Origin of the sequence: Streptomyces sennicomposti (assembly GCF_019890635.1) — a bacterium.
In the GTDB taxonomy this organism is placed as follows: domain Bacteria; phylum Actinomycetota; class Actinomycetes; order Streptomycetales; family Streptomycetaceae; genus Streptomyces; species Streptomyces sennicomposti.
In genome coordinates this window covers 1-19014 of the sequence record NZ_JAIOAB010000049.1, presented here as the reverse complement: position 1 = coordinate 19014, position 19014 = coordinate 1, and the positions used below count along the sequence as shown (strand labels likewise).

15 protein-coding genes are annotated in these 19014 nt (G+C 72.8%); 14 read left to right on the top strand and 1 reads right to left on the bottom strand.

The features are described from left to right. Nucleotides 1–328: 328 nt before the first annotated feature. The 9 genes from K7787_RS23520 (at nt 329) to K7787_RS23480 (ending at nt 10067) form a co-directional block, all read left to right on the top strand. The gene (locus tag K7787_RS23520) at nt 329–604 is read left to right on the top strand and encodes a hypothetical protein (protein ID WP_223002828.1); all 276 of its coding nucleotides are present in this window, start codon (nt 329–331) and stop codon (nt 602–604) included. A gap of 453 nt (nt 605–1057) precedes the next feature. Beyond that, nucleotides 1058–3223 carry a bifunctional DNA primase/polymerase gene (locus K7787_RS23515; RefSeq protein ID WP_247721211.1) on the top strand — a complete coding sequence of 722 codons (2166 nt, stop codon included), beginning with the start codon at nt 1058–1060 and terminating at the stop codon, nt 3221–3223. A gap of 187 nt (nt 3224–3410) precedes the next feature. Continuing rightward, the gene (locus K7787_RS23510; RefSeq protein ID WP_223002827.1) at nt 3411–4613 is read left to right on the top strand and encodes a hypothetical protein; all 1203 of its coding nucleotides are present in this window, start codon (nt 3411–3413) and stop codon (nt 4611–4613) included. Nucleotides 4614–4696: 83 nt separating this feature from the next. After that, a complete protein-coding gene (locus K7787_RS23505) occupies nt 4697–5059 on the top strand; it encodes a hypothetical protein (RefSeq protein WP_223002826.1) in 363 nt (120 codons plus the stop codon). Then, nucleotides 5052–5792 carry a hypothetical protein gene (locus tag K7787_RS23500; protein WP_223002825.1) on the top strand — a complete coding sequence of 247 codons (741 nt, stop codon included), beginning with the start codon at nt 5052–5054 and terminating at the stop codon, nt 5790–5792. Before K7787_RS23505 ends, K7787_RS23500 begins: the two co-directional genes overlap by 8 nt. A gap of 728 nt (nt 5793–6520) precedes the next feature. After that, entirely contained in the window at nt 6521–7705 is a 1185-nt protein-coding gene (locus K7787_RS23495) for a DUF6884 domain-containing protein (protein WP_223002824.1), read from the top strand. A 95-nt stretch (nt 7706–7800) separates the two neighbouring features. Then, complete coding sequence (locus tag K7787_RS23490; RefSeq protein WP_223002823.1) at nt 7801–8931, top strand: coiled-coil domain-containing protein; 1131 nt, start codon at nt 7801–7803, stop codon at nt 8929–8931. 3 nt (nt 8932–8934) lie between these two features. Continuing rightward, nucleotides 8935–9327 carry a hypothetical protein gene (locus K7787_RS23485; RefSeq protein ID WP_223002822.1) on the top strand — a complete coding sequence of 131 codons (393 nt, stop codon included), beginning with the start codon at nt 8935–8937 and terminating at the stop codon, nt 9325–9327. Next, nucleotides 9324–10067 carry a nuclease-related domain-containing protein gene (locus tag K7787_RS23480; RefSeq protein ID WP_223002821.1) on the top strand — a complete coding sequence of 248 codons (744 nt, stop codon included), beginning with the start codon at nt 9324–9326 and terminating at the stop codon, nt 10065–10067. Before K7787_RS23485 ends, K7787_RS23480 begins: the two co-directional genes overlap by 4 nt. A gap of 51 nt (nt 10068–10118) precedes the next feature. On the opposite strand, the gene K7787_RS23475 is transcribed toward K7787_RS23480, so the two are convergent. Further along, entirely contained in the window at nt 10119–10865 is a 747-nt protein-coding gene (locus K7787_RS23475) for a hypothetical protein (protein ID WP_223002820.1), read from the bottom strand. 240 nt (nt 10866–11105) lie between these two features. On the opposite strand from K7787_RS23475, the gene K7787_RS23470 reads away from it, so the two are divergent. The 5 genes from K7787_RS23470 (at nt 11106) to mobF (ending at nt 18980) form a co-directional block, all read left to right on the top strand. Further along, the gene (locus K7787_RS23470) at nt 11106–11735 is read left to right on the top strand and encodes a hypothetical protein (protein WP_223002819.1); all 630 of its coding nucleotides are present in this window, start codon (nt 11106–11108) and stop codon (nt 11733–11735) included. Continuing rightward, the gene (locus K7787_RS32160) at nt 11732–11854 is read left to right on the top strand and encodes a hypothetical protein (protein WP_282107280.1); all 123 of its coding nucleotides are present in this window, start codon (nt 11732–11734) and stop codon (nt 11852–11854) included. The genes K7787_RS23470 and K7787_RS32160 overlap by 4 nt, the downstream gene beginning before the upstream one ends. Continuing rightward, entirely contained in the window at nt 11854–12372 is a 519-nt protein-coding gene (locus tag K7787_RS31905) for a hypothetical protein (protein WP_247721210.1), read from the top strand. The genes K7787_RS32160 and K7787_RS31905 overlap by 1 nt, the downstream gene beginning before the upstream one ends. Nucleotides 12373–12518: 146 nt before the next feature. Then, nucleotides 12519–13013 (top strand): HNH endonuclease family protein, encoded by a 495-nt coding sequence (locus tag K7787_RS23460; RefSeq protein ID WP_223002818.1) that lies wholly within the window; start codon nt 12519–12521, stop codon nt 13011–13013. Nucleotides 13014–13955: 942 nt separating this feature from the next. Next, nucleotides 13956–18980 carry a MobF family relaxase gene (gene mobF, locus K7787_RS23455; RefSeq protein WP_247721209.1) on the top strand — a complete coding sequence of 1675 codons (5025 nt, stop codon included), beginning with the start codon at nt 13956–13958 and terminating at the stop codon, nt 18978–18980. Nucleotides 18981–19014 lie beyond the last annotated feature (34 nt).

Here is a 19014-nt window from a genome sequence, read left to right as displayed (position 1 = left end):
CCCTTCCCACCCCAGGGGACACTGGTGTCCCCTTTCCTGTAACGATTCCAAGGGCCGAAACGTCTACGGATTCGAGAGGGCCTCACGAAGCAGCAGAGAAGGGGACGTCAGGTGACCGGATCGGGTGAACTCACGGCGCGGCCAAAGGCCAGCCCGACAGCTCCCATTGTTCGTGTGCTTCACGCTGCAAGGGGCCCGTTTTGCCTGACCGCCCGTCACCTCCCGTGTGGCGGGAGCCCGGAACTTAAACGCCCGTCTCACGGGAATTTCGGCGACACACCGACATCAAGGTTGCGTACATGAACGTCGGTGAGGAAAGATCACCAGCATGGCCAGGCCCTACGGAAGTCGAGACGCAGAAGAGCGGGAGTACGTCCCGCCGGTGCAGGACAAGAAGCGCCACGGACTGGTGCGCCTCTCCCCGATGGTCCCGGCCGACGTCCATGCAGCCGCGTACTCCAACGCCAAGGCTGCGGGGGTGTCGATGGGCAAGTACATCGCCGAACTCATCCGGCGCGACCAGCTCGACCAGAGCGGCCGTCCCGTGTGGGCCAGCGAAGTCTTCGGTGAGCCAGGCCAGGGAGAACTTCCCATGACCGGCTGATCGGAAAAACGCGGAGGGCGCCAAAAAGCCCCGGCCTATCCAACCGGGGCGGCGCCCATCCGACGTACGAACGGGACTCAGCATCACTCCCCAGCGAGCTGAATCCCGGTTCTACCTGCACTGCAAAACGCATCACCCACGGTCGGCCTCCCAGCCGACCAGCACCCAACAGGGCGCCCATCCAGCGCCACGGCCCCAGAGCGACCCGGCTTCCAACCGAGTCCCTCGCACCGAAACAGAGGAGGTGAGTCAAGCCCCACAGACGCTTTCCACGGCGACTGTCGGGCGGGTTGTACCCCTCACACCACATACGGAGCCGGAGCTAGGAGCCCAGTTACGCGCCTGGTTGGTCGCGTTGGAGCCCTCCGCCGCGAGGCGGAAGGGGGGCTTCGGCGTGCATATGGAGTTAGGAGCCCTCCCATCGTAGCGGACAGCTACGGTGCCGGACAGCTCATGCCCGCCCCCGGAGTGTCCGGGGAGCCGGGCGTGCACAGCCCGTCATCTGCCCCGATTCACAATCCTCATACCGGTGTCATCCCCGCCCCCCGGGCCGCGTGCGCGGACCTGCAGGAGCTGTTCCTGCGGCTGTCCCCGCGGCTTTCGCTGCGCGTCGACACCAAGAACGTTCTGGGCCAGTGGCAGCACAAGTACATCGAGCGCTCCCTTCCTGACCGGGCCCCGCGCGGGCCGTACGCCATCTACCTGTCGAGCGTCTTCCGCGGCTACCGCTGGCTCTGCTTCGACCTCGACACCAAGCGTGGCGACGTCGGCCCGGACCTCGCAACTCTGCTGCGCTGGCTGGAGGAGGCCGGACTGACCTACGTGGTCGCCGCCTCCGGGTCCGCCGGCGGACGGCACGTATGGGTGGCCGCCGAGACGCTGCTGGACGCACGGCTGGTCGAGTCCATCGCCGTGGCCGCCGCGAAGCGCCTGCCCACGCTCGACTACGGCCTGCTCAAGTCCCGTACGGGCGCGGTCCGCCCGATCGGTGCCCCGCACCGCAACGGAGGCCGCAGCGAGCTGCTGAGCCCGTGGAGCCCCCGCCGGGCCGCCGAGCTGCTCACCCCGGACACCTGTGGCAACCCGTCGGACGCGTTCGTGCGGCTGCTGCTCGTCATCGACGCCGTCCCGGCCGCCGTGGACGTCCGCCCCAAGGTGGTCGGCCAGGACGAGTTCGGCCAGATCATCGACGACGACGGCCCCCGGCTGGCCGGCACTCCGAAGACCGCCCTCGACCGCGAGACAATGGCGCTTCTGACCCGCCGTCCGCCCGCCGACCGGGTCAGCGAGGTGTGCGCCTCCGTGCTCACCAAGCTGGCCCTGCGCCGCTGGTCGCAGCCGATGGTGGCCCGCCTGCTGGAAGACCGGCAGTACCGCGAGGGCGGGCTGCTGCACCTGTGCACCTCGCCCGGCGTGGGCCCGCTGCGCACCATCCTCAACCATGCCGACGCAGAGGAGAAGTTCGAGCGGCAGTGGGAGCGGTGCGTGGCGTACGCGGCCAAGCTCCCGATCCCGCAGGAGTCGCTGGAGTGGACCGACAACCTCGCCGACGTCGTCGCCCTGGTCGAGCAGCTGCAGCAGGCCGCCGACGCCTGCCCGGAGCGCTGGACGAGCGAGTCCGGGCCCGCAGACCGCGCCGCGCTGGACGTGTTCTGCCTGCTCGCCCTGCAGTCCGGCAGCACCGTGCTGAGCCTGGACGCCCGCCGGGCCGCCCTCGCCGCCGGCTACGGCCGCTCGACCATGAGCCGCGCCTTCCGGCGCCTGGGCCTCGACAACTGGCTGGGCCAGGCCGAGAACAACGGCCCCGCCAACACCTACGAGCTGCTCCCCGTCACCGCTTCGCACCCTGCTTTCGACCTCGTTGCACGGGGTGGGACACAAAGGAACCTGCCCCCCCTAGGGGTAGGCCGCCCCACCCTCATCTCCCACCTGGAAAAGCGCCTCGCCGCAAGCCAGGCCGACCTGTTCGCCCACGGCCGGGCCACCGAGAACCACGCCGGCGGGCTGGGCCACCACGCCGGGCGGGTCTACCAGCAGCTCACCCTGCACGCCGAGAGGGCACTGTCCCTCGCCGAGCTGTGCGGGCGCACCGGATACAGCGCCCGCACCGTCTCCAAGCACCTGGGGAGGATGCAGAACTTGCTGGTGGCCACGCGCGCGGTGATGACCGTCCACCACGAGTGCCCCACCTGCCAGGCCGTGCCCGGGGAGCGCTGCCGTACGGCCACAGGAGCCGTTCTGCGCCGCCGTGGAGCCGACCAGCACGCAGCCCGCCAGAGCCTTGCCGCCGAGCGCTCCAGCACCCCGTACTACCGGGCACGGCCCGGCTCTCTGGTCGCCGCGGCGAAGGCGGTGGGCTGCCACGGTGTCACGGCAAGCCGTGCACGCCGCTACGCCGCCGAGACCGAGCTGTACCGCTGGTGGCGCCAGGAGGAGGAGTGGATGCGCGCCCCCAAGGCCGGGGTGCGCACGGGCGTCCAGACGCACCCAGAGCAGACCGCCCTGGTGCTCACCACGCTGGCCCGCCAGCCCCGCCGCCGCTACCCGCGCACCGCCGACGGCCGCGGAGACCACGCAGCCGCCAGGGCCCGCATCGAGCGCCGCATCGCCACCGTCTGACGTCACGGCAGGGTCGTGACCCCCCGGCGCAGTCGCTTGCCCCTGCCTGATCTTCCGATGAGCCCACCACAGGGCTTGTTATCGCATCGGGTCACCTTCCGGCCAACTTCTGTCAACCGGTTGACGATTACTTGAGACACCGTCAACCTGTTTACGTCGGAACGTATTCTGCGACGAGGAGAACTGAATGAGCAGCGAGGCCGTATCCGTCCCGCAGGTCGAGGTGGCCACCTACCAGGCACCCCGCGTGACCATCACGCCGGTGACGGAGGTGATCCCGTCCGAGCCGGTCGCTGGCTCCCACGCACCGGGCGCCTACCAGCACGTCCTGCTGCACACGCGCACGGGCGAGCTGTCCTTCCACGAGAGCACCGAGCACCGGGAGCCCTGGAACCCGCGCTGGAAGGCCACCAACGACATCCCGCGCGAGACCTGGAAGCGCTGGTACCCGGGCACCCTGTTCGTGCCGGGAGCGGGTCCGCACCTGTGGTTCGAGCCGGTCCCTGAGCTGCTGCGCTGGACCATCGACTCCGGCAACTACGTCCTCGGGCACCCGTACCTGGACGTCGAGGCCGCCAACGCGCTGCTGGAGCTGGTTGCCCCGTACGCCCAGGAGCTGCTCGACGGCTACTTCGAGGCCGGGGGCGAGCTGGACTGGTCGGCCGCCTCCGCCCGCGCCGGCCGCCAGCTGTGCCGCCTGACCTCCCGTCACCGCGAGGCCGCCCCGCCCGAGGTCGACGGCGACCTGGTCGACTTCGCTGACGTCGTCGCATGCTTCCCCCAGGTCTACCGGCCCGAGCTGCTGACGCTGTCCCTCGACAAGCTGGCCGAGGGACGCGAGTGGCAGACCCGCTACATCGGCGCGACCGAGCACTGGCACCAGGAGGTGAAGAAGGTGTTCGGCCAGCCCTACCGTGACGGCTCCGGCGTGGGCCTGCAGGTACTGGGCGTGCGGTCCTGGTACCGCACCGTCCTGATGGACGGCGACCCCCGGCCGGCGCGCGACTTCGCCGACTGGGACGTCGAGCACAGGGCGCTGGCCGCCAGCGGGATCACCTCCGAGACCAGCGACGCGGCTCTGGACGCCTGGATCGAGCAGGAGGAGACGCGCGCCGCCCAGCAGGGGCTGCGTCTGTTCGGCGCCAAGGACGCTGCTTACAGCCACCGCGCCCGGCTGCGCGAGCAGGACTGGGACCGCCTCGCCGTGGTCGGTGCCGAGTGCGCCCGGCTGGAGAAGTACCTCGCCGAGCGCCGCCAGCTGGTCACTCGGGCAATCTCGTGGGGCTATGGCGACTCCGACATCGCCGGGCGGGCCCGCGTGTCACGGCAGGCCGTGCACAAGCTCAGCAAGAAGGCCGACGGGCAGGCCGGCGCCCCCGAACTGGCGTGACCCGGACTCCGACCACCACCGCGGCGGCCGGAGCCATTCGAGCTGGCTCCGGCCGCCGGCGACTCCCCTGACGAGAGGACCTGATGAGCACCCCCACCGCCCCCTACGCCCTGCTGCGCGCGACGGCCGCCGTCCAGCGCCTGGACGACGAGCTGACCGTCCGCCCCGGCGACCGCCGCCGCGAACGCGAGTACCTGGTGCACCGCGCCGCCCTCGCCGACCGTGCCGCGCCCGCCCTCGCCGAGGTCGAGGACCCGGCGACCAGCGAGCAGGACGCCGAGAACACCGCCAGCCGCCTGCTGGAGCACGACCGCGCTCACGGCACCGGCCGCGGGCCCGTGCCGGCCGCCGACGCCCGCTGGGACACTGACGCCCGCGGCTACGCCCGCCAGGAGCACGCCGCCGCCGTCCTCGACGAGCACGACCAGGAGCACGCCCGTGGTTGACCTGCAGATCAGCCCGCAGGTCCGCGCGCTGCTCGGTCCCGAGGGCCTCGCCCGCGCCGCCGAGGTCTCCCTGACCGCCAGCCGGTGCGCCACCTGCAGCCGACCGCTGGACGGTACGGTCAACATGGTGGTGCGCACGAACGGGTCCTTCACCCATGTCTCCTACGTCCACGCCGGGTGCGGCCCCTCCGAGGTCATCGAGATGGGCGACGACTTCGCCCCGGCCGCGCCCGCCGACGGCTACGACATGACGATGACCGCCGCCGTCCTCGACCACGGCGGCGCCGACCTCCCGGTCCTGGTCGCCGAGACCGTCGGCAAGGCGTACGTGGTCAACGACGGCCCCACCGGGGAGCTGACCAATGTAGTCGCCAGCCACCTGCTGGGCTGCGGCTTCCACCTGGTCTCCCGGCTGCGTCAGGCCCCGCCGCAGGTCGCCGAGTGGGTGGGCGTGCTGCTGCTCGGGCACGGCCCGGCCGGCGAGGACGGCCTGCTCGTCCTCGACCCCGAGGGCGGGCAGTTCTACACCGGAGCCGTCGACCTGCCCGACGGCTGGCTCACTCAGGCGGCCCGCTACGGCTGGGCCGTGCTCTATGTCGGGAACGTCGGCGGGCTCGACCCCCGCGCCCACGACGCCAAGGCCACCTCCAGGGCACTGCGCACCGCCGCGCAGGCCGGGCAGCTGGTCGGCGCCCGCATCGCCGTCGGCACCCCCGGGGCCGCCCAGGCGTAGCCGCCTCCCGCCCCGCCACCAGTGCGCCGAGACCACACCGGTCCCGGCGCACTGTGCTGTCCGCCGGGGTTTCGGGACTTCTGGGACCGCCCTACGCACCCGGGCGCGTGGCGTCCGGCCGCCTCATTCGCGGTCGGATTTGTGAAACCTGCCCAGGCCAGCGCCCCGCCCCGGTGGCTCCTCCGGTCTGTGGCACGGCGCGGGCCCGGGATGAGGGGCGCCCAAGGTCCGTAAGCCTCCGTAGCCCGCAGCGTGCGCGGCTGCAGGTGCTCCGGGCTGGGAAAAGACGGGCAGCGGCGGAGGGAGAGGGGGTCGGTGGCGCACCGGTCGCCGTGTGCCCGCCCGGAACGGGGCCGCCCGCCGTACTCCCGCCGTCGCGCATGACGGGCGCGTGAGGAGACCGCGCCGTCGGCCGGGGCCGAGGGGGAGCAGCTGCTGCCGCGCCGTGGTGACCGGCCGGTGAGGTCGCTCCGCGTCGGCCCGGGTCTCGCGGGGGCCGAGGAGCGTGTCGTCGGTGGACGGCCCGGCCCGGCGATGCCCCACCGTCCCAAGGCCGTGGTGCGCACGGCAGGGCCGTGACACGCCTTCGGCTGGTCGCCGACCGGCGGAAGCGCAGACACCTCTAAAACATTGCGTTTCATTTCGGCATCGTGATGCAATGCATTGACGAAATGTAATGCAATGCATTAGACTGGAATCCTGCACAAGTCACCACGAAGGGGGCACCGATGGGACTGCGGGACGAGAGCCAGGACCTCCGGCGCGGCGACGGCATCACCGCCCGCCGGCCGCTCTGGGACACCGGCTGGGAGGCGGAGCGTGCCGCCCGCTACGCGGCCCGGTGCGCGCGCTACGCCACCACCGGCCGCCTGCAACTGCGAGCACACGACCGCGCCGCGGTCCGCCTGGACTTCCCCTACGCCGCCGGCCGCGGACCGCAGCGTGCCGAGGCCGCCCGCGCCGTCGCCGCCCGCTTCGGCGTCCAGGCCCGCCCGCTCGACCGGTCCGGCCGCGCCCTGCGCGTCACCGGCCCCGCCGAGGACGTGGCCCGCTACGCCGCCGCCCTCCCCCGCGTCCTCGACCACGCCGAGGGACTGACCAGCTGGGCCGCCCGCATGTACGGCGAGTGCACCCGCCGGTACGCCGACCGCTTCGAGGCCCTGGGCACCGCCGGGCGCCGGGCCGCCGCCTACTTCCGGGCCTGCGTCTTCCGCCGGATCGTCCAGGTGCTGACCGGACCCCAGCCCGCCGCCGTGCCCGAGGTCGACCCCGCCCTCCCCCTGTGGGAGCAGGCCGAGACCCTCGCCGGCGTTCTCGGCGAGTACGGGTGGGTCGAGATCCGCGACGCGTACGACCCGGCCGCCGCCGTGCAGTTGCTCGACGACGCCGAACAGATCGAGGCCCCGGTCGCGCGCTGGCCGGTCGCCGCCGCGCACGGCGAGCAGCTGGCCCTGTTCGACCCCGCCACTCCCCCCGCCGCGGCCGGGCCGGTCGTCGTCATCCCCTGCTCCGGACCGAAGTTGGACCACGCGGCCGAGGCCGGGAAGCTCTACACCGGCCCGCTGCACACCCACGCCCGGCGCACCGCCGACGCCCTCACCGCCCACGGCGGCACCGTCCTGGTGCTCAGCGCCCTGCACGGCTTCCTGCCGTTGGACCAGGTCATCGAGCCGTACGACCACACATGGAAGGACCCCGGCAGCATCACCGTGGAGGAACTGCGCGCCCAGGCCGACAAGATGGGGCTGGCCGACGCCGACGTCGTCCTGCTCACCCCGGGCCAGTACACCCAGCGCGCCGCCGCCGTCTGGCCCCAGGCCCGCACCCCGCTGGCCCATCTCGGCATCGGCCAGCAGCGCGGACGGCTGACCGCCATGCGCGAGCACGCCAACCACTACACGACCGCCGCCTGACCCCGCGACCAGCTCCCCCACCCGCCCCCGGATACGGCACGCTGTCGACCGCAGCGCACCCGCCCGACCGCACCGCCCCGTAGGAGTTCCCCCAGATGAGCGAGCAGCAGACCGAGCAGACCGCCGAGGCACCCGTCGAGGACGCGCCGCAGTGCGCGTTCCCCGGGTGCACCGCCCCGCCGGTCCCCAAGGACCCCACCGTCCCGGGCCGAGCGCCGAAATACTGCTCCGACCCCGACCACAACGCCATGAGCGCCTACCGGGCCAAGCGCGGGAAGACCGGCAGCACCAAGACCCAGGCCGCCGAGGAGCCCTCCGACCGCGTCGTCACCGACGCCGCGAAGACCGCCGGCATCGTGCAGGGCACCGTGCTGCAGAAGGTCGACGAGCTGCGCGCCGAGCTGGCCCGGTACGTCGACCTGCTCCAGACCGTCACCGACCCGGAAGCCGCCGAGGCCGAGGTCACCGCCGTCTCTGCGCTCGCCGACCAGCGGGTCGCCGAGTGGCGCAAGAAGGCGAGCACCGCGAACGCCGAGCGGGACGCCGCCGTGCGCCAGCGCGACCTCGCCCGCGCGGAGACCGAGGAGGCACAGGAGGCCGCCGACCGCGCCATCGCCGAGCTGGAGGAGGAGAAGGCGCGGTTCCAGCAGGAGACCCAGCAGATCCGCGAGAAGGCCGCCGCCGACGTCGCCGCCGCCCAGAAGGAGATCCGGCAGGCCCAGGCCGACGCCGAGAAGGCCATCAAGGACGCCCACGAGGAGGCCGACAAGAAGGCCGCCGCCGCCAAGGCCGAGGCGGACAGTCGCGTCGAGGAAGCCCAGAGGGCCGCCGGTAGGGCGCAGCTGGAGGCGAAGGCCGAAGTCGAGGAGATGCAGAAGACCCTCGCCAAGGCTCAGGCCGACGCCGAGAAGGCGAAGGAAGAGGCCGCCAAGGCGACGGCCGCCGCCGAGAAGCGGGCCGGGGAAGCCGAGGAGGCAGCCGACAAGGCGAAGGTCGAGGCGAAGGCCCGGGTCGACGCCGCCGACAAGGTCGTCGCCGAACTGGGGGACGCCCTGACTCGGGTGCGCGAGGACGCCACCGGCTACCGGAAGCGCGCCGGCGAACTGGAGGACCAACTGGACAGGCTGCGCACCGAGCTGGACACCGCCCTCACCCAGAAGCGGACCGCCCAGGACGAGGTCCGCGAGGTGCGCCAGCAGCTCCAGGACCAGAACCGGAGGAAGTAGCCCGTGTCCACCGCCTTACTCGCCGTCGCCGTGGTCTGCGCGGCCCTGCTCGCCGCCGTCCTGCCGCACGCCCGCCACCGCATCCAGCAGGCCCGGGACGAGAACGCCCGGCGCACCGCCGCCGAGCACCGGCGCCGCCAGTTGGTCCACGCGACCGACTGGGCCATCACCGCGGCGATACGGGAGTGCTGGGAACGCACCGTCGAGGACTGGCGGGCACCCCGGATCATGCTGGTCAGCGTGGCCGACGTCGTCCGCCGGGCCGAGGACGACTTCAACCTGCACGTCAGCCGCGAGGAGGCGCACGCCCTGCTCATGGACCGACTGGCATCCCGCGGCCACCTGCAGACCACTCTCGTCACCGACGGCCGCAACCAGCAGGAGGGGACCACATGACGACCACACCGGGGCGCCGCAGCAACGCCGGAGCCAGCGCCCGCCGCCAGGGCGAGTTACAGCGCGCGGCCGAGCGTGCCGCCCAACACCGCCGCGCGAAATGGGCCCTGCCCCTGACCGCCGCAGCCGCCGCCGTCATCGGCTGGGCCGCCGGCACCGTGACCGTGTGGCAGGTCGGCGCCCTGCTCGCCGCCGCCGTCCTCGCCTACGGCATCCGCCAGACCTACCGCCGCCAGCACAACAGCTGGACGTCCGGTGCCGACGGGGAAGAGGCCACCGCCCGGCTGCTCGCGCCCCTCGCCCGCCGCGGCTACGCCGTGCTGCACGACCGGGCCATCCCCGGCTCGAAGGCCAACATCGACCACCTGGTCGCCGGACTGTTCGGCGTGGCCCTGGTCGACAGCAAGAACTGGCAGTCGAAGAAGTCCCGCATCACCCTCACCGGCGGGCTGCTGCGCTACGGACGCTACGACCAGACCCGCGCCCTGCAGACCGTGGTGTGGGAGGCGCAGCAGGCCGCGAAGGCGCTGGGGGTGCCAGTCCGCCCGATCCTCGCCGTGCACGGGGCCAAAGTGCCCGCACCGCGCGGACGCACCGAGCTGCACGGCGTCACCGTGATCGAGGCCAAGAAGCTGCGCGGGATGCTGTCCGGGCTCCCCGCCCAGCCCGGATGGGACGCCGCCCGGGTCACGGCCGTGGAACAGATGGCCGAGCAACGCCTGCCCCGGCACAGCGGCTGACACCCAGCCGCCGACACGGCAAGGGCCCGGGAGACGGTCTCCCGGGCCCTTCTACGACGCGTCCGGCCGGGCCTGGTCCATGCCGAGGTCGAGGAGCACCTCCAGGTCCTCGCCGGCCGCCCACCGCTGCAGTAGGGCACGGTCGACGAGCCGCACCCCATGTCGGGCCGCCCACACCACCCGCTCCCGTGTGAACGTCCCGGAGCTGACGACGAGGAACAGCGGCCGGGCCGCCCCCGGCGCGGTAGCAGTCGGCAGTTGCGGAGCGCCGCCCACCGGGCGCAGTGCCGCCCGTCCTCCACCGCCCTGCGCGCCGCCGGTCCCCCGCTCGAAGGCCACGCCGAGCTGGCGCCCGTCGGGCCCGTTGCCGACCAGGTGCACCACTTCCCGGCTGATGCGCACCCCGCGGACCTGCGTCCAACCGTCGCGCAGCAGCAGACGCCCGATGATCGCCCGGAATCCCCGGGCGTCCGAGGCGTCGATCTCAGCGAGGGAGAAGCACCTCGCCCTCCGCCGGCGCCGCGCGAGCACGGCCCTACGCCAGCGCACCGCCGTCCCTGCCGCGTATACGAGGGCCCCCGCCGCGAGCAGCGCCGCCCACCACCCGACCCGGGACCACAGCCACCCGAGGCCAGCCAGGGGCAATCCGAGCACGGCCAGGACCGCCGCGACCGCGGGCGCGACTTCCCACCACCCCGGCCCCTGCTGACCGTTCAGCCACCGCTGCAGTTCCTCGCGCTTGCGCCAGGACCGCCGCGTGCCCACAGGAGACCGGCTCAGCGGCCACACCGCGTTCACCCCCACCACCTCGCCCCGTGCTCGTCGTCCCTTGTCATATCTGCCCGCCCCGCTCCGCGTACAGCGGCACTGCCGCAGGTGGAAACGGGAAACGGGCCGCCCGACCCCTCGTGCCGATAACAAGCCCTTTCGCCGCCAGTCACCCAAATTTGGGTGACCACGGCAGGCCGTGCCCGGCGGATGTCGGATCAGTCGGGTAACTCAGTTGTCATAAGGCGGGCGGGTAACTAAGTTGTCGGTATGGGAAGTGACTTCTACACCGACGCGTTCGCCGCCGACATCGCGCGGCTGCGTGACCCAGCCTGGGCCGAGCCCGGCCCCGAGCACACGGCCAAGGTCTGCACCCGGCTGGACGCCCTCGCCGATGAACTGGCCGACCAGCTCTCCACCCGCGTCCGGGACCTCCCGGCCGCTGCCCCCGAGGACGCGCACCTGGTCGTGCGCGACGCCGGCGACTGGCACCTCGCCCGTCTTCGCGCACTGCGCGAGATCCGCACCGTCGCCGAGCAGCTGGCTGACCGCACCGTGGCCGCCGCCGGCACACGCGGCGCGGGCTACCCGCAGTTGGGCGACGCCTGGGCCATCACCCGCCAGGGCGCCCGCAAGAAGTGGCCGCACGCCGTCAGCGCCATGTCCGAGCCCCCGTCCGGCCAGGAGCCCCGGACCACGATCAACGCGTTCGGCGGCACGGCCGACGTGTCGTGGCACGGCGCCGAGGGGGGCTGGTGGTGGATCGGCCAAGGAGCCGACGGCACCCCGGGCGACGCCGGAGAGGACACCACGTACGACACCAAGGAGGAGGCCGCCGCGATGGCGGGTGCCTTCCTGCAGCAGCACGCCACCCAGACGACGAACGGAGACCCCCAGTGACCCAGCAGTTCTTCACCCCGCAGGCCAGCCTCCCCGACGAGATCGACAAGCTGGACAAGGCACTCGCCGAGCTGGCCGGCGTCCCCGAGACCGCCGCCACCCCCTCGGCAGGTGTGTGATGCGCCTCACAGCCCCGCCGTGCCCGGACTGCGCGACCGCTACGGAGCGGATCGAGGTCGAGGGTGAGGAGGTCTGGCGCTGCACGGCGCCCGACTGCACCCGGCGCACCTACGGCACCGGCGACCCGGACGACGACGACGCCCTGCCGCCCTACACCGAGACCGACACGGACGGCGCGGTGACCGTCTACCACGGCACCGGCGAGATCGACCTTGAGGCGACCGCCGAACTGGCCGCCCAGGATGACCCCGACGACGACCCGGACGACGAGGAGCAGCCCCTGCCGGCCGCCGGTGCCCCGTTCCCCGCGAACACCGGGGCACCGGAGCGGGGAACCAGCCCCATGGAGCGGGGACGGACTGCCGGAGCCGAGCGTGCCCCGGGCACCGTCGGCACCCCCAGGTCGCTTACGGACAGCAACGACGGGGCAGAGGGACGGTCCCAGCTTCCCCAGCCCGGAGTGGGGCACGCACTACTGCCTCAGTGTCCCGCCCCGTCCCCACGGGGGCACCGATGACGCCGCCGGGCGGGGAACCGCGCCCCGGTTCCAGCGCAGCCGTTCCCCGCCCGGCGGGTGGGGAAGAGGACACCGCTCCCGGCCGCTCCACCCCCGACCGTGGGGAACTGGGGGCGGGCACCGACCCCACCGCGAGTGGGGAAGGAGTGCCCTGGGCAACCCTGCTCGCCGATGGGGAAACCGTCGCCCGGTACCGCGCCCATGTCCTGCGGCGCGGCCCGGACGAGTGCTGGTGGTGGACCGGCGGACTGACCGACACCGCGCACGGCACGTTCCGCGCAGTGTCCCTCCCGGGCCGTACCCGGCGCGGCACCGTCCCCGCCCACCTGTTCGGCTACCGCCTCGCCCACGGGCCCGATTCCCTGCCCGCCGGGCTGGTGGTCAGGCACACCTGCGACGAGCCGCCGTGCCAGAACCCGGCGCACTGGCTGGCCGGTACGAGAGGCGACAACAACCGCGACGCCGCGAGTCGTCGCAGGTTGGCGGGCCATGCACTGGCCGACGTGCGCGGCGCAGTGGGGCGGGCACGGGCAGTGCAGGCCGCCATCGCCGCCGCCCGGCCCGGGGAATTGGACGCAGCCATCGCCGCCGCGTTGGCCGCCGGCAACCCCTCCGGCGCGCACCAGGACGCGCTCTTCTAGGACAGGCCCCACCGGCCCCGGCCCCGGACCGACAGGTCCGGGGCCGGTCAGCGTTCCGGGCGGGGAAGCTGCCCCACGCCCGGCGTCCCCGGGGCACTTCGTGTGCGGCGCGTGGGAAGACGCGAGCGCCGGGGAATCCCCACCGGAACGCCCCCCGCCGCGGCGCCCGGGGGCGGGGAACGGTCCCCCGCGCCGAACCCTCGCGTGGGGACCGCCGAGCCGAATTCCGTCCCCACCTGCCCCTGGGGGCACCGGCCGCGCCCGCCCGCTCCGTCCCCACTCCGCTTCCCCAGCGCGTGGGGCACGGCCACCCCGCCGTGCCCCAGCGGACCGGTCGGCCCGCGCTCCGTGCGCGCGGCAGAGGTGGCCGGGGGTGGGGCACTGCCCCACCCGTTCGGTTACGCACTGTCGACCAGCGCGGGGCACGGCCGGTCCGGCGATCGCGCCGACCGGGGTGGGGCGCAGCCGCCGCTGAGTCCCCCGGCACCCGGTAACAGTCGACCCCCGCCAGAGAGCCCGGCGGGGGTCGAAGTCGTCGCCGCCGACCGTAGCGCACGGGCGCGGCGGGTGGCCAGTGCCGCCTCTTGGTTTGGCGCGACGAGATGCCGGTGGACGCTTCCGCGGAGCGAGCGCCGGCGCCGATGCGGGCCGTGCCCGCCGAGCGGAACATTTCGGTACAGACTGCGCGCGTCACCGCGAGGGCCGGGGCCCGCCGATGCAGGCCGAATGCGACCCGAAGGCCGCAGGACCGCCTCTTTCCCGCCGCTGCAGCGACCCATTTTGATCTTCCTCGGCCCCTGGACACAGGACCTCTTCTCTCCCCTTGATCACCCGGACCATCTACACACCGTAATTCCCCTGCTCACTACAACAACCCCCACACCTATGCATCACGATCCGATGGCTGTTGTTGATCTTGAACTTCGCTTACTCTGTGTCTCGATGTTGTCGATCAGTGCAGGCTCAGATCCCGGCTACCTGACCAAGACGGTCGGGGCCGGTGCCGAGCATTACTACCTGCGCTCGATCGAGCTGCAGGGGGAGCCGCCCGGCTACTGGACCGGTGCCGGCATCGCGGACCTGGGCCTGTCGGGCGAGGTCACCAACGAGGTCTTCGAGGACCTGTTCAGCGACTTCATCGATCCGCGGAAGCGGGACGAGATGTACGCCCGGCTGGCCTCGATCCCGCACCCCGAGGGCAGCGAGGAGTACGCCCAGGCGGAGAAGAAGATCCGCAAGGAGTGCCGTCTGGGCGACGCCCCGCGCAACTACGAGAAGGCGTACGAGAAGCGGCTGGAGAAGAACCTCGCCGCCGCCGAGGCCCGCGCCCCGGGCGGGGTGCTGAGCCCCGAGCAGGTTAAGGCCATCGAGATCAGCACCCGCAAGGAAGCCCCCAGCGCGAAGCTGTACTACGACCTGACGTTCTCCGCCCCGAAGTCGTGGTCGGTGGCGCACGCCGCGCTGCAGGTCAAGGCCGCCGAGGCACGCGACGCCGGGGACCTGGAGAGCGCCGAGAAGTTCAGCCGCCAGGCCGACCAGCTGTGGGACTGCTGGAAGGCGGGCGTGCAGGCCGGCCTGGAGCACATGCAGGACGAGGCCGGGTACACCCGCAAGGGCCACCACGGGGCGAGCAAGGACGGCCGCACCAGCGGCGAGTACGTCAAGGCCGACAAGTTCATCGTGGCCGCGTTCGCCCAGCACACGAGCAGGCAGGACGACCCGCAGCTGCACGTCCACGCCGCTGTGCTGAACAAGGTCCGGTGCGTGGACGTCGACCCGGTCACCGGCCGCGAGCGCGAGGTGTGGCGGGCGCTGGACGGCACGGGCCTGTTCCGGCACAAGCAGGCCGCCGGGCACCTCGCCGAGCGCGTTGCCGAGCAGGAGCTGGAGCGGGTGCTGGGCTGGCGGGTGCAGATGCGCCCGGACGGCAAGGCCCGCGAGATCGTCGGCGTGGACCAGGACCTGCGGGATTCGTTCAGCAGCCGGCGCACCGCCATCACCGCCGAGGTCGCCGAGGTCGCCAAGGCGTTCGAGGAGAAGTACGGCGTCGCCCCCTCCCCCTACGTGCTGGCCCGGATGAGCGAGAAGGTCAGCCTCAAGCAGCGCGCGGCCAAGAAGCACGACGCCGTGACGCGCGAGCAGTTGCTGGCCCGCTGGGAGGAGTCGAACAAGGCCCGCTTCCGCGAGTCGCTGGCCGACGTGCCCGAGCGGATCGCCGACGAGTCGGCCCTGCACGACCTGCACCGCCCGGCCAAGGAGTTCGACCCCGAGGTCATTCAGCGCCGAGCCATCGCTGCGGTGCAGGAGGCGAAGCCGACCTGGACGCGCCCTGACCTGCTGGTCGAGCTGAACCGGCAGCTCCCCGACACGCTGGGCGGGCTGGAGCGCCAGCAGGTCCGCGACCTGCTCAACCAACTGGCCGACGACGCGCTGTCCCCGACCGCCGACAACGGCGTGGTGCGCACGAAGGCGCCCGCCCTGGTCGAGATCCCCGCCGAGCTGCAGCGCACCGACGGGACCTTCAAGTACGAGCCGAACCCCGACACCTTCGACCGGTACGCCACCGAGCAGGCCCTGCGCACCGAGGGCCGCCTTGCCGAGTTCGCGGGCAAGCGCGGTGCACCGACCGTGCCCGCCGAGCTGGTCGAGGAAGTCATCCAGCGCCGCGGGCTCAAGGGCCGCCAGGCCGACTTCGTCCGGGCCGCCGCCACCTCCGGCCGCAAGGTCGACCTGCTGGTCGGCCCGGCCGGCACGGGCAAGAGCTACACGCTCGCCGCGCTGACCGAGGTGTGGGAGTCCTACGAGGGCCGCAAGGTCATCGGTCTGGCCAGTGGCCAGCGCGCCGCCGAGGTGCTGCGCGACGAGGGCGTGGAGAACGTCGCCAACATCGAGATGATGTTGATCGCCAACCGGTCGATTGCCGAGGGCCGCCCGATCGCAGGCGCCGAGAAGTACCGCATCCCGGCGGGCGCCCTGGTCATCGTCGACGAGGCCGGTATGACCGACAACAGCGACATGGACCAGGTCCGGGCGCTCATCGAGGCCGCCGGCGCGAAGTGCGTCCCGGCCGGTGACCACCACCAGCTCACGGCTGTGGGCGCGGGCGGAATCTTTGCCCAGTGGGTCGAGGACGCCCCCGGCGTGCACGTCCTGGACGAGGTCCGCCGCTTCCGCGACACCGACCCGGTCACCGGCAAGAAGGTCGTGCGGCAGTGGGAGGCCGACGCCTCGCTCCAGCTGCGCGAGGGCGACAGCGAGGCGCTGGCCGCGTACGAGCTGCACGGCCGGTGGCGCGGCGGGTCCGCCGAGGAGATGACCGAGCGCGCCTACCAGGCATGGCTGAGCGACCACCTCGACGGCAAGAACCCGCTGCTCATCGCCCAGGACAACGCCCAGGTCGCCGAGCTGTCCGCCCGGGTCCGCGCCGACCTGGTGCGCGCGGGCAAGGTCTCCGAGCACGGCGTGGTACTGCGTACCGGCCGCGAGGAGCACGGCATCGAGACGAAGGCCGGTGTCGGCGACCTGATCCAGCTGCGCCGTAACAACCGCAGCATCACAGCCGAGAACGGCAGCTTCGCGGTCAACCGCACGGTGGCCAAGGTCACCGGGATCAGCGACAACGGGGCGCTGATGGTGAAGCTGGAGGACGGCTCCCAGATGCACCTCCCGGCCGCTTACGTGAAGGAGCACGTCGAGCTGGCCTACGCCGCGACCGTCCACGGCGCACAGGGCCGCACGGTCGGCGTCTGCCACTCCCTGGTCGATCCCAACTCGACCAACCGCGAGGCGCTGTACGTCATGCTGACCCGCGGCGAGGTGGAGAACTTCGGGTACGTCATCACCCACCGGGACGGCGACGGGCTCAAGCCGGAGGAGATCCCCCACCACCTCGCGGTGCTGGACGCCACGCTGCAGCGCAGCGGACTGGAGCTGACCGCGACCAAGACGATCGAAGCCGAGCTGGAGCGCCGCGAGAACCTCGCCGTGCTGGAGCCGGTGTGGTCGGGTGTCAAGGAGCAGGACGCCGAGAGGCGCTTCGGTTCCGCGCTGCTGCAGGCCATCGGCACCGAGGACTACGAGCGTTGCGCGAGCAGCGAGGCGTTCGGCTCCCTGCTGCGGCTGGCCCGGCACGTCGAGGAGCAGGGATTCGACGCCGAGGACCTGCTGGTGCGCACCGCCCGCTCCCGCGAGCTGGAGACCGCCGACGACGTCGCCAAGGTGCTGCACGACCGGCTGAAGAAGGCGTACAACCTGGTCGAGCGCGACCAGGTCCGTGCCGAGGAGGCCGAGCAGCGGGCCGCCCTTGCCGAGCAGGAGCGTAAGGTCGAGGACGCGGTCGAGGCCGGGCAGGCGCCGGTCGACCCGGAGGAGCTGCAACGGGCGGCCGAGGCCGCGCAGCAGGGCGACCCGCACGCCGAGCTGCTGCGGCAGACCCTCGCCACCCAGGCCGGGGTCGAGACGCTGCAGGCCAGCCCCGACCCGGAGGCCGTCGAGCGCCAGGAGGCGGAGCTGGCCGCAGCGCTGCGGGCCGCCGAGGAGATGACGGACGCCGACGTCGAGCAGTTGGTCGACGCCCCCGAGCCGGTCGAGCCCGAGGTGCACCCGCACTTCGAGGACCTGATGCGGCAGAACGACGCGTACGCGCAGAACGTCGAGGTGCTGCACGCCGGTCAGGACCAGGAGGTCGCCCGGCGCCAGGCCGAAGAGCGCGAAGCCCGCTGGGAGGCCATGGACTCCTACACGGCCCGTACCCCGGACCTGGGCGGCGACCTGGGCCGCTTCCTGCAGGAGTGGGCCGTCGAGATGGACGAGCGCACCGAGCGGCTGGGCCAGCGTGTGGCCGAGCAGCAGCCCGCATGGGCCCTCGAGCGGCTGGGCCCGGTGCCCGAGGACCCGACGGAGCGCGCCGACTGGGAGCGCCGCGCCGGTCGGGTCGAGCGGTACCGCGAGGCCCACGGTTACGACCACGAGACCAACGCCATCGGGCAGGCCCCGCCGCAGGGTTCGGTCGAGGCCCGCGCCGACTGGGAGCGGGCACGCCGGGCCCTGGGGGTCGACGAGAAGGAAGCCGATATCGCCCGCGCGTCCGACGAGACGCTGCGGCAGATGATCGAGCGTGCCGAGCGCGAGGAGGAGTGGGCGCCGCCGTACGTCGCCGACGAGATGCAGAAGGCGTTCACCGCGGCGCGCGACTTCAAGGACCAGGCCGTGCAGATGGAGCTGCGCGCCCAGGAGCAGGCGGAGAAGGAGGCCGCCGAGCACGAGGCGCGGATCAACGAGGCCATGCACGCGGTGAACACGGCGTCTGGTGTGCCGCAGTGGGAAGCCATCCAGCAGTCGATGGCCCTGCAGCAGGTGCCCACACTGCAGGCCGAGGTCGACCCGAGCGACTTGGTGAAGGAGACCCTCGACCGCGCCCAGACCAGCCGGGATATCGCCGAGATGATGAGTGACCGGGCGAGCCGGTACCAGGAGGTCCAGCAGGTCCGCGAGGCGTGGGTCGAGGAGACCCAGACCGTGCGGGACGAAGCCGATCTCGCCCGGACGGAGCTGGAGCGCCGCGCCCCCGAGCAGCCCGAGGTCGAGGAGCCGGAGACTCCGACGACTCCCGCCGCCCCGGCCGCCCCGACGCAGTCCGTCGAGCAGCAGCTGCTGGAGGCGATGGAGCAGGCCCGCATCGCCCAGGAGATCCTGCAGCAGCGCGCCCAGGAGCGGGAGCAGGAGGCCGAGCGGCAGAGGGAAGCCGAGCGGCAGCAGCCGCAGGCCGAGGAAGTGGAGCGCGAGCGCCGCGACACCGGTCTCGGCGGGTACGGCACGGACTACGAGCGGCTGGGCCAGGAGCTGGCACGGGCCGAGCGCGACGCCGCCCCGGAGCCCGCGGCCCCCGAGCCGGAGCCGGTCGCAGTCCCGGCCCCGGAACCCCCGGCGCCGCCCGCGCCGGAGATCGACCTCGACGTCGACATGTAGCCGAAGGGCCAGCGGAGCAGCCGCTGGCCCTTCT

Coding starts and splice junctions, on each gene's coding strand:
- K7787_RS23520 (WP_223002828.1), top strand. CDS start 329: ATGGCCAGGCCCTACGGAAGTCGAGACGCAGAAGAGCGGGAGTACGTC.
- mobF (WP_247721209.1), top strand. CDS start 13,956: ATGTTGTCGATCAGTGCAGGCTCAGATCCCGGCTACCTGACCAAGACG.
- K7787_RS23480 (WP_223002821.1), top strand. CDS start 9,324: ATGACGACCACACCGGGGCGCCGCAGCAACGCCGGAGCCAGCGCCCGC.
- K7787_RS23470 (WP_223002819.1), top strand. CDS start 11,106: ATGGGAAGTGACTTCTACACCGACGCGTTCGCCGCCGACATCGCGCGG.
- K7787_RS23505 (WP_223002826.1), top strand. CDS start 4,697: ATGAGCACCCCCACCGCCCCCTACGCCCTGCTGCGCGCGACGGCCGCC.
- K7787_RS23495 (WP_223002824.1), top strand. CDS start 6,521: ATGGGACTGCGGGACGAGAGCCAGGACCTCCGGCGCGGCGACGGCATC.
- K7787_RS23515 (WP_247721211.1), top strand. CDS start 1,058: ATGCCCGCCCCCGGAGTGTCCGGGGAGCCGGGCGTGCACAGCCCGTCA.
- K7787_RS23510 (WP_223002827.1), top strand. CDS start 3,411: ATGAGCAGCGAGGCCGTATCCGTCCCGCAGGTCGAGGTGGCCACCTAC.
- K7787_RS23490 (WP_223002823.1), top strand. CDS start 7,801: ATGAGCGAGCAGCAGACCGAGCAGACCGCCGAGGCACCCGTCGAGGAC.
- K7787_RS31905 (WP_247721210.1), top strand. CDS start 11,854: ATGCGCCTCACAGCCCCGCCGTGCCCGGACTGCGCGACCGCTACGGAG.